Source organism: Phenylobacterium sp. (assembly GCF_020402505.1).
In the GTDB taxonomy this organism is placed as follows: domain Bacteria; phylum Pseudomonadota; class Alphaproteobacteria; order Caulobacterales; family Caulobacteraceae; genus Phenylobacterium.
Genome location: NZ_JADBZL010000141.1, coordinates 1 through 8267 on the forward strand (window position 1 = coordinate 1; position 8267 = coordinate 8267).

An 8267-nucleotide genomic window follows, 5' to 3' on the forward strand; every position below is an offset into this window, starting at 1 on the left:
AAGCCCGCCGGGGCGTAGGGGCCGATGCAGACCTGCTCCAGCACGCCGATGCCGGTGCGGCCCTCATTGTCGCGGGTGAGCACGATCTGCTGGGTATGCAGGTGCGAGGGGGCCAGGGGGTCCAGTTGCCGGACGTCGAAGGACTCATGGCCGATGGCCAGTTCGCCCTTCCACATGCCCTGCCCCCATTCCGGATGGCTGTAGCCAAGGCCCTTCATCTGGAACTTCAGGACCGGCTCCATGCTGATCGTGCGCACGGTCCCGTCATGGTCGACAAGGTCGACCTCGCCGTAGCGGGCCAGGCGCGTGCCGGGATGGTAGTCGATCCGGTGCCGGGCGGTGGCCATGCGCCGGTCACGGCCGTCCTCAACCCCGGGGACCTCCGCCTCGCTGGCGTAGAGCGGGGCGGTGAGGCCCTCCCTGACCAAGGGCCGGCCTTCGGCGTCGTCGAAGAAAATGGCGTGCGAGATGTGGTCGTCCCAGAACAGGGGGGTCCACAGGAAAAAGGCGCTGGGCGGCGTGGTGCGCGGCGCCCCGCCGGTCTCCGGCTCGCCCACGTTGCGGACGCCCCAGGACCGGTCCTTGGTGCCCAGGCAGACCTCTTCGTCCACCTCGATCAGCCCCTCCGGGGTGCGCACCCAGCCGCTCCAGCGGCCGAACTGGTCAAAGCGGGTGGCGTCCATGACCCGGCGGGTCCCGGACCAGAGGGTCTGCCGCGCCTCCTGGAGGCTGGCTGTTCGGGTCGAGAAGACGAGGTCGCAGGACAGGCCGCTCTCGTTCGGCTCCAGAACCACGCGGGTGCGCCGCATGGGCTCAAGAACTTCCAGCCGGAAGGGCCCGACCGACATGTCCGTCCGCTCGGTCGGCGCCCGGCGCGAGCCATAGAAGCAGTACTGTCGTCCGTCCGGCTTCACGACGCTGAAGGCGCCGTCGAGTATGCCCCGGTAGGGGTAGACCGCCATGCCGACGCCGAAATAGTAGGAGGCGTCCTTCGCATAGCCGTTGAACCAGGTCCGGTCATAGACGTTGCGGTCGCTGGTCGCCGGATGAGCGATGGGCTCGGGCGTCTGGTGAATCGGAAAGTCATCAAGCCGGTTGAGCATGGCGGATCTCCCTGGGTGGCGGCGAAGGGTTCAGGCGAGGCCGAGGGCCCGCTTCATGGCCTTCAGGTTGCCCCGGCAGAATTTGGTCATGCCCTCCGTCGCCGCTTCCAGCTGCGAAGCGTCCTTCGGCTGGAAGCGCACGCGCAGGACGATGGCGCAGCTTGCGTGCCCGCCCGGCTCCACCGAGACGGTGGAGAAGTAGGCGTCCATGTCCGGGCGATCGAGGGTGTAGGTGTAGTGGTGCGGCCCCTCGTCGGTCATCAGCTCCGAGACCGTCCGGCCGCCGGGCATGGTCAGGGTACGCACCTTGCCCTTGGGGGTGACCTCGGTGGATTCGGCCTCCACCAGGCCGGCCCACTTGCGGATGCCGGAGAAGTCCCCGATCACCGCCCAGACTGCGTCTGCGGTCAGCGGAATGTCCTCGCGGACAGTCAATTCCTGCATGATTTTCTCCCCTATGTTGGGAAGACTGCAGCACATCCGGCCGCCGACCGGAAGCGCGGAAAGTCCGAACCCGAGACGGTGGAACCCGTAGCGCTCCAGCGACCCGGTCCTACTCCGTCACGTTGTGCCAGGACTCGGCGATGCCATAGCCTTCCCGGCCATCCATGCTGAACCGGGCCAGGCCCTCGTTGACGAAGGTGGCGCCGCCCGGGAAGGGGATCTTGGTCGGGCACATGTTGATCACCTGGCCGGCGATGCGCACCTGGCGGCCCTTGCCGGTGCGGGCGGTCATCCCGACCGTCTCGTGCAGGATGGAGCCGGCCCGGAAGGTGGTTTCGACACGGACGTCCTCCAGGGTGTCCATCCCCTCCCCGTCCTGGATCCATCCGGAGCCCAGCAGGGTCCCGTCGGCGCGGCGGAAGCAGGAGCCGCCGAGCGAGACGTCGGCGCCGAAGTTTATGGAGAACCAGAAGACGAAGGGATTGGGCGCTCCCGCCGTGGAGAGGGCCGGGCCGGTCGCGGCGGCGCCGGACGACCCGCTGGACGATCCGCTCCAGTTACGGGGCCCCCAGGACTTGTCGCGCACGCCAAAGCCGTCGAAGGCGATTTCCTCCCCGCCGATCACCAGCCGCCCCGTCGCGCGGAGGCTCTGCTCGAAGTGGCCGTGGGCGCCCCGGGCGGCGAAGTGGGGCTCCGTCAGGGCCTCGACGTCCACCTGCATGGAGAGGTGGGCGGGCGTGTGCCAGCCCTCGGGGCGGAGCTTGGCGCGGGTCATCAGGATGGCCCCGTCGGGAATGTCCTGGGCCGGGCCCTCGTAACTGACGGTCCAGCGCCGGAAGGGCTCCTCGCAGGCCAGGGCCAGGTTCCCGACCTTCAGGTCGCCGTCATAGACCGACAGGTCCTTGCCGATGTCCCGCCGGCCATAGGTGAAGGCCACCCGGCTGCCGCCGAGATAGACCGCATGCAGGGCGTCGGCCCAGCCATTGCCGGGCCGGAAGCCCATGCGGGTGAACATGCCCACGCCAGTCCTGGAATCGACGAAGTTGAAGTAATAGCTCTCGCTCCAGGCCCGGTCTTCGCCGGTCGGATGCATAGCCTCGTCTGTGCCCGTGAAGGCGGTCATTCCGGAGTCTCCCAATGAACCTGTCCCCGGCGCAGGCTGCGGTGACAAATGCGGGTATACATTGACCCTCGGGCTCCTGCACCCCGGGAGCCTAGCTTCCCTCGGGAAGTAGAGCCGGTCATGATGTCCCTCAACGGGGTGAACCGCCCCCAGCCGACCCGCGGGGTCGGGACCTAGAGGAGGTTTGAGACAAGGCCCATGACCCAACTTCCAAGTCCGCCCCGCATGCGCGCCCTCTACCCCGGCGGCCCAGAGGTTTCCTCGGTCGCGTGGGGCATGTGGCGGTTCGCCGGCGACGACGTCGCGGCGGCGGAGGCCCGGATCCAGGCCGCCCTGGACGCCGGCGTCACCCTGTTCGATACGGCGGACATCTACGGCCCCGACAATGGCGAGCCCTTCGGCGCCGCCGAGGCCCTGCTGGGGCGGGTGCTGGCCGGCAATCCGGGACTTCGGGACCGCATGGTGATCGCCACCAAGGGCGGAATCTCCATGGGCGTGCCCTACGATTCCAGCGCCGCCTACCTTGGAGCCGCCATCGACGCCTCCCTGGCCCGCATGGGCGTCGATCATGTCGCCCTCTGGCAGATCCACCGCCCGGACATCCTGACCCATCCCGCCGAGATCGGAGCGGCCCTGCTGGCGGCGCACCAGGCGGGCAAGATCGGCGCGGTCGGGGTCTCCAACTTCACGCCCTGGCAGGTGGAGGCCCTGGCCGCCCACCTGCCCCTGCCCATTGTCTCCTGCCAGCCGGAATTCTCACCCCTGGCCGTGGCGCCGCTGGGCGACGGGGTGTTTGACCAGGCGATCGCCCGGGGCATGGCGGTGCTGGCCTGGTCGCCCCTCGGCGGCGGCCGGCTGGGCAATCCTGGCGATGAGCGCACACGCGCGGTCGCTGCGGCCCTGGACGCCAAGGCCAAGCAGGCGGGTGTCAGCCGCGCCGCCGCGGCCTACAGCTGGATCATGGCCCATCCGGCCCGGCCCATTCCCATCGTCGGGACCCAGTCTACCGCCCGGATCGCCGAGATTCCCGACGCCTACACGCCCACCTGGACCCGGGCGGAATGGTACGAGGTCCTGGTCGCCACCCGGGGAGAACCACTGCCGTGACCCAAGCCCTGCCGCCCTGCGAAGTCTCCTGGTTCTCCGCACTCTGCGACGACGACTATGAGTTCCTCGGCGTGCCCGACCCGGCGCTCAAGTCGAGCTGGGAGCACTGCCGCGACATCGTCCTGCAGGCCGAGGCCGGCGGCTTCGACAATATCCTGCTGCCCTCGGGCTACGAATTGGGCATCGACACCACCGCCTTCGCTGCAGCGATCGCGCCGATGCTGAAGCGCATGCGACTCCTGATGGCCGTGCGGATCGGCGAGATGTGGCCGCCGCAACTGGCGCGCCAGATCGCCACCATTGACCGCATCCTCGGGGGACGGCTGACGGTGAACATCATCTCCTCCGACATGCCCGGCGAGAAGCTGGCGTCGGGCCCGCGCTATGCCCGCACGGTCGAGGCCATGAGCATCCTGAAGACGCTGCTGAACGGCCAGCCGCTGGATCACGACGGCGAGTTCTGGAAGCTGAAGCTGGATCCTCCTCGGATCGGTACGGTTTCGGGCAAGGCTCCGCTGCTCTACTTCGGAGGGCTTTCCGAGGACGCGCGCGAGGCGGCGGCCGAGGGATGCGATGTCTACCTGATGTGGCCGGACCGCCGGGAGGTGGTCGCCGACATCATCGCCGACATGACCGCGCGTGCAGCGCGGCGCGGTCGCAAGCTGCGGTTCGGCTACCGGGCCCATGTCGTGGTCCGCGACACCGAGGCCGAGGCGCGCGCGGCCGCCGATCGCCTGCTGTCGAAGCTGGACGCCGATGCGGGCGCCGCGATCCGCGCCAAGTCGCTCGACTCCACCTCGGTGGGCGTCCAGGCGCAGGCGGCGCTGCGCGAAAGCGCGGCCGATGACGGCTATGCCGAACCGCACCTGTGGACCGGCATCGGCCGGGCCCGGTCAGGCTGCGGCGCGGCGATAGTCGGTGATCCGGACCAGGTGCTGGCCAAGCTGAACGACTACCGGGCCATGGGCATCGAGGCCTTCATCCTTTCAGGCTATCCGCACGCCGCCGAGGCGGACCTGTTCGCCCGGCATGTGCTGCCGCGTCTTGAGCACGGCCCGCTGGTCTGAGGGGGCGGAGAGCCAGGTGCGACGGCGGGCCTGACTGGAGCCGCAGGATCACCGTGGCGCAGGCGCTCAGTGTCCGAGGTTGACCGGCGCCGGTTGGCGGTCGGCAAGAGGCGTGATCTTCGGCAGCCACAGCTGGATCCAGCCCAGCGCCAGCAGGTAGCTGCTGCTGGCGAACAACAGGAGCGGGCCATAACCAAGTCCCATGGTGAGCACCTTGCCCGCAGCCCAGACGATGCCCATTCCGCCGATGTTGCCGCAGAACGCGCCGAAGCTGGTGACACGCCCCACCTTGTCTGTCGGCGTGACGTCGGTGATCAGGGCGAACAGGTTGGTGGAGAACCCCTGGTGGGCCGCAAGCACCAAGGCCAGGATGCCCGCAGCCGCCCAGGCGTTGGGTGCAGCCAACGTGGCGGGCAGCACCAGCACCAGAAGGCCCGAGCCCAGCATGATCCCCTTGCGCACGCGGTCCACCGGGAGGCCCCGCGACATCAGCGCAGTCGCCAAAGTCCCGCTGATCAGGGATCCCGCGGCGGCGCCGGTGTAAGCCAGCGCGACAAAACCCCCGAGCGCCACGCCGGATACGCCAAACTGGCGGTGCATCAGGTCGGGCATCCAGAACAGCAGCAACCACCAGGTGGCGTCGGACAGGAACTTCGCGCCCGCGATGGCCCAGGTGCTGCGGTCCTTCAGGATCGGACGGCGCGGAGCGTCCGGCTGGGCCGCGGGCGTCGGCGGGGCATCAAGGGGTGTCTTGCGCGTGACGATCAGCCAGCAGACCGTCCAGACCACCCCGGCCAGCCCGGCCACCAGGAAGGTGCCGCGCCAGCCCAGGGCGCCCGCCATGACAGGAATGAGCACCGGGGCGCTGATCGCGCCCAGGCTGTTCACGGCATTGATCACGCCGAACCCTGTGGAGCGCACGTCGGGAGGCAGAATCGTCGCCACCGTCTTGATCATCGATGGCGTACCCATGGCCTCGGTCGCGCCCAATCCGACGCGACAGAGGATGAACTGCGGGATGGTGTGAGCGAGGCCGTGGGCCATGGCCGCGAGGCTCCAGCTGAACACACCCAGTGGATTAGCCCACTTCACGCCGATCCGATCGACCAACGGCCCTGCGAACAGCAGGCCGAGCGCCATGGCTCCCTGGAACCAAGCGCCCATCGCGCCGTAATCCTCGTCGGTCCACCCAAGTTCGGCCGACATCTCGGGCTTGAGCACCGAGATGATCTGGCGATCCACCAGGTTCAGGATGCCGGCGAAGGTCAGGAGGACGAACAGAAGCCAGCGCATCTGCGGCGTGAGAAGGCTGCCTGCAGCCGCCAGAGTTGACCCGTTTGTCAAGGCCGCACCTCTCCCAGACGCCAGCGCATGGCTCCACCTGCGCAACTTTTGAGCTTGCTCCGAAGCATCATCTGGAAGGATGCTCACACTCTGTTTGCGTTGTCACATTCTCTGGAGAGTCAGTTGGCCGAGACGGTCCGCTACGGTCTCGTCGGTGTTGGAATGATGGGCGTGGAGCATATCCACAACCTCGCCGTGACGCCGGGCGCGGTGGTGACCGCAATCGCTGATCCCGTCGAACGATCGCTGGGCCCGGCCCGCGAAGCGCTGGGTCCGAAGGCTGATCTCGTCACCGCCTTTGAGACGGGGGCCGAATTGGCCCGCAGCGGCCTTGTGGATTGCGTCATCGTCTCCAGTCCGAACAAAACGCACCGAGAGGTGCTGGAACCGATGTTCGAGGCCGGACTGCCGATTCTCTGCGAGAAACCGTTGGCCACGACGCTCGAGGACGCGCGCTGGATCGTCGAGCAGGCCGAGCGCGCCGCAGCCCCGTTCTGGACGGCGATGGAGTACCGTTACATGCCGCCGGCCGAGGCGTTCATCGGCGAGGTACACGGCGGCCGGGTCGGAAGGCTGCAGATGCTGTCGATTCGCGAGCACCGCTTCCCATTTCTGAGGAAGGTGGGCGACTGGAACCGGTTCGCCGCGAACACCGGTGGGACAATGGTCGAAAAGTGCTGCCATTTCTTCGACTTGATGAGGCTCATCACCCGTTCGGAGGCCGTTCGGGTCTACTGCTCGGGCGCCATGGATGTGAACCATCTCGACGAAAGCTATGAGGGTCGTCGGCCCGACATCATCGACAACAGCTACACCACCATCGACTTCGCCAACGGCGTTCGCGCCATGCTGGATCTCTGCATGTTCGCCGACGGCGCCGAGAACCAGGAAGAGATCACCGCTGTCGGGGATGCGGCGCGGCTTGACGTCTTAATTCCTAGTGGAGATATAGTCTATTCGCCGCGGGTGGGCTTCCGTAACCCCAAGCGCGTGGAGCGTCGCGTCGTCGAAGTGGATCCCACCGCCCTGAAGGCCGGCACGCACCACGGGTCGACCTTCTACGAGCACCAGCGCTTCAACGCGGCGGTGCGTGGAGCGGGCCCGGTGGAAGTGACCGCACGTGACGGGTTGATGGCCGTGGCCATCGGCGCAGCCGCAGAGATCAGCGCGCGCGAGAAGCGTGTGGTGGAGATGTCGGAACTGGGTTTCTGAGTACCCGGCCGGTCGCCGGAAAGACAACAAGAACGGCGTGGGTGTGACAGCGCCAGATATCAACGAGAGCAAGATTTCGGGGAAGCCAATGCAACGCAAGATCCTGATCACCGGGGCCGCCATCGCCGCCCTCATGACCGCCGCGCCCGCCCTGGCCCAGACGGCCAGCGAAGGCGTCGACCTCAGCGAACTGGTCGTCACCGCCCAGAAGCGGGAACAGAAACTGCAGGATGTTCCGGCAGCGATCTCGGTCCTGTCCGGCGACGCGCTCGCCGCTCGCGGGTCGGTAAACCTCGAGAGCGCGCAGTACCTCGTGCCCACCCTCAACTTCCGCAAATCGGGCACCACCATCAATCAGACGCTCTTCCTGCGAGGGGTCGGCACGTCGACCTTCTCGATCGCAGGCGAACCGTCGGTCTCAACGGTTGTGGACGGCGTGGTCCTGAGCCGCTCAGGCGAGGCCTTCAGCGACCTGATCGACGTCGAGCGCATCGAGGTCTTGCGCGGCCCGCAGGGGACGCTCTTCGGCAAGAACACCTCCGCAGGTGTGATCAACATCGTCACCAAGCGTCCGGGCGACGACTTCGGGGGCTATGTCGAGGGCGGCTACTTCTCGGGCGGCGGCGAGGTGAAGCTCCGCGCGGGCGTCGACGTGCCCTTCAGCGATCTCGTGAAGGGCCGCTTCACGGTTTCCTATGGCAGCTACGACGGCAATATCCGCAATCTGACCCGTGGGACGCGGGTGAACGGGTACGAGCACTGGGGCGTCCGCGGCGTGATCGTGGCCGACCCTAGAGAGGATCTCTCCCTGACCCTGATCGCCGACTACCGCGAGTCCGACGATGACTGCTGCGCCGAACTTATCGG

General features: G+C 67.7%; 8 protein-coding genes. 4 read left to right on the forward strand and 4 right to left on the reverse strand.

Annotated elements, in window-relative coordinates:
* The 3 genes from IM632_RS10195 to IM632_RS10205 all read right to left on the reverse strand — a co-directional run.
* The coding region (locus tag IM632_RS10195; protein ID WP_296482162.1) for a hypothetical protein at positions 1-1103 on the reverse strand (1103 nt) is incomplete at its 3' end.
* 30 nt (positions 1104-1133) lie between these two features.
* Complete coding sequence (locus IM632_RS10200; RefSeq protein WP_296482165.1) at positions 1134-1547, reverse strand: SRPBCC family protein; 414 nt, start codon at positions 1545-1547, stop codon at positions 1134-1136.
* Between the two features lie 109 nt (positions 1548-1656).
* Entirely contained in the window at positions 1657-2670 is a 1014-nt protein-coding gene (locus IM632_RS10205; RefSeq protein WP_296482168.1) for a hypothetical protein, read from the reverse strand.
* Between the two features lie 198 nt (positions 2671-2868).
* Between IM632_RS10205 and IM632_RS10210 the strand changes: the two genes are divergently transcribed.
* Positions 2869-3777, forward strand: a complete 909-nt coding sequence (locus IM632_RS10210; protein ID WP_296482172.1) for an aldo/keto reductase — start codon at positions 2869-2871, stop codon at positions 3775-3777.
* Complete coding sequence (locus tag IM632_RS10215) at positions 3774-4844, forward strand: LLM class flavin-dependent oxidoreductase (protein ID WP_296482175.1); 1071 nt, start codon at positions 3774-3776, stop codon at positions 4842-4844. The genes IM632_RS10210 and IM632_RS10215 overlap by 4 nt, the downstream gene beginning before the upstream one ends.
* A gap of 66 nt (positions 4845-4910) precedes the next feature.
* On the opposite strand, the gene IM632_RS10220 is transcribed toward IM632_RS10215, so the two are convergent.
* The gene (locus tag IM632_RS10220; RefSeq protein WP_296552301.1) at positions 4911-6188 is read right to left on the reverse strand and encodes an MFS transporter; all 1278 of its coding nucleotides are present in this window, start codon (positions 6186-6188) and stop codon (positions 4911-4913) included.
* Positions 6189-6311: 123 nt separating this feature from the next.
* Between IM632_RS10220 and IM632_RS10225 the strand changes: the two genes are divergently transcribed.
* Positions 6312-7400 (forward strand): Gfo/Idh/MocA family oxidoreductase, encoded by a 1089-nt coding sequence (locus IM632_RS10225; protein WP_296480086.1) that lies wholly within the window; start codon positions 6312-6314, stop codon positions 7398-7400.
* 88 nt (positions 7401-7488) lie between these two features.
* The coding region (locus tag IM632_RS10230) for a TonB-dependent receptor plug domain-containing protein (protein ID WP_296552303.1) at positions 7489-8267 on the forward strand (779 nt) is incomplete at its 3' end.

Excerpts from the sequence above, each read along its gene's own strand:
- IM632_RS10200 (WP_296482165.1), bottom strand. The coding sequence starts at position 1,547 with ATGCAGGAATTGACTGTCCGCGAGGACATTCCGCTGACCGCAGACGCA.
- IM632_RS10210 (WP_296482172.1), top strand. The coding sequence starts at position 2,869 with ATGACCCAACTTCCAAGTCCGCCCCGCATGCGCGCCCTCTACCCCGGC.
- IM632_RS10205 (WP_296482168.1), bottom strand. The coding sequence starts at position 2,670 with ATGACCGCCTTCACGGGCACAGACGAGGCTATGCATCCGACCGGCGAA.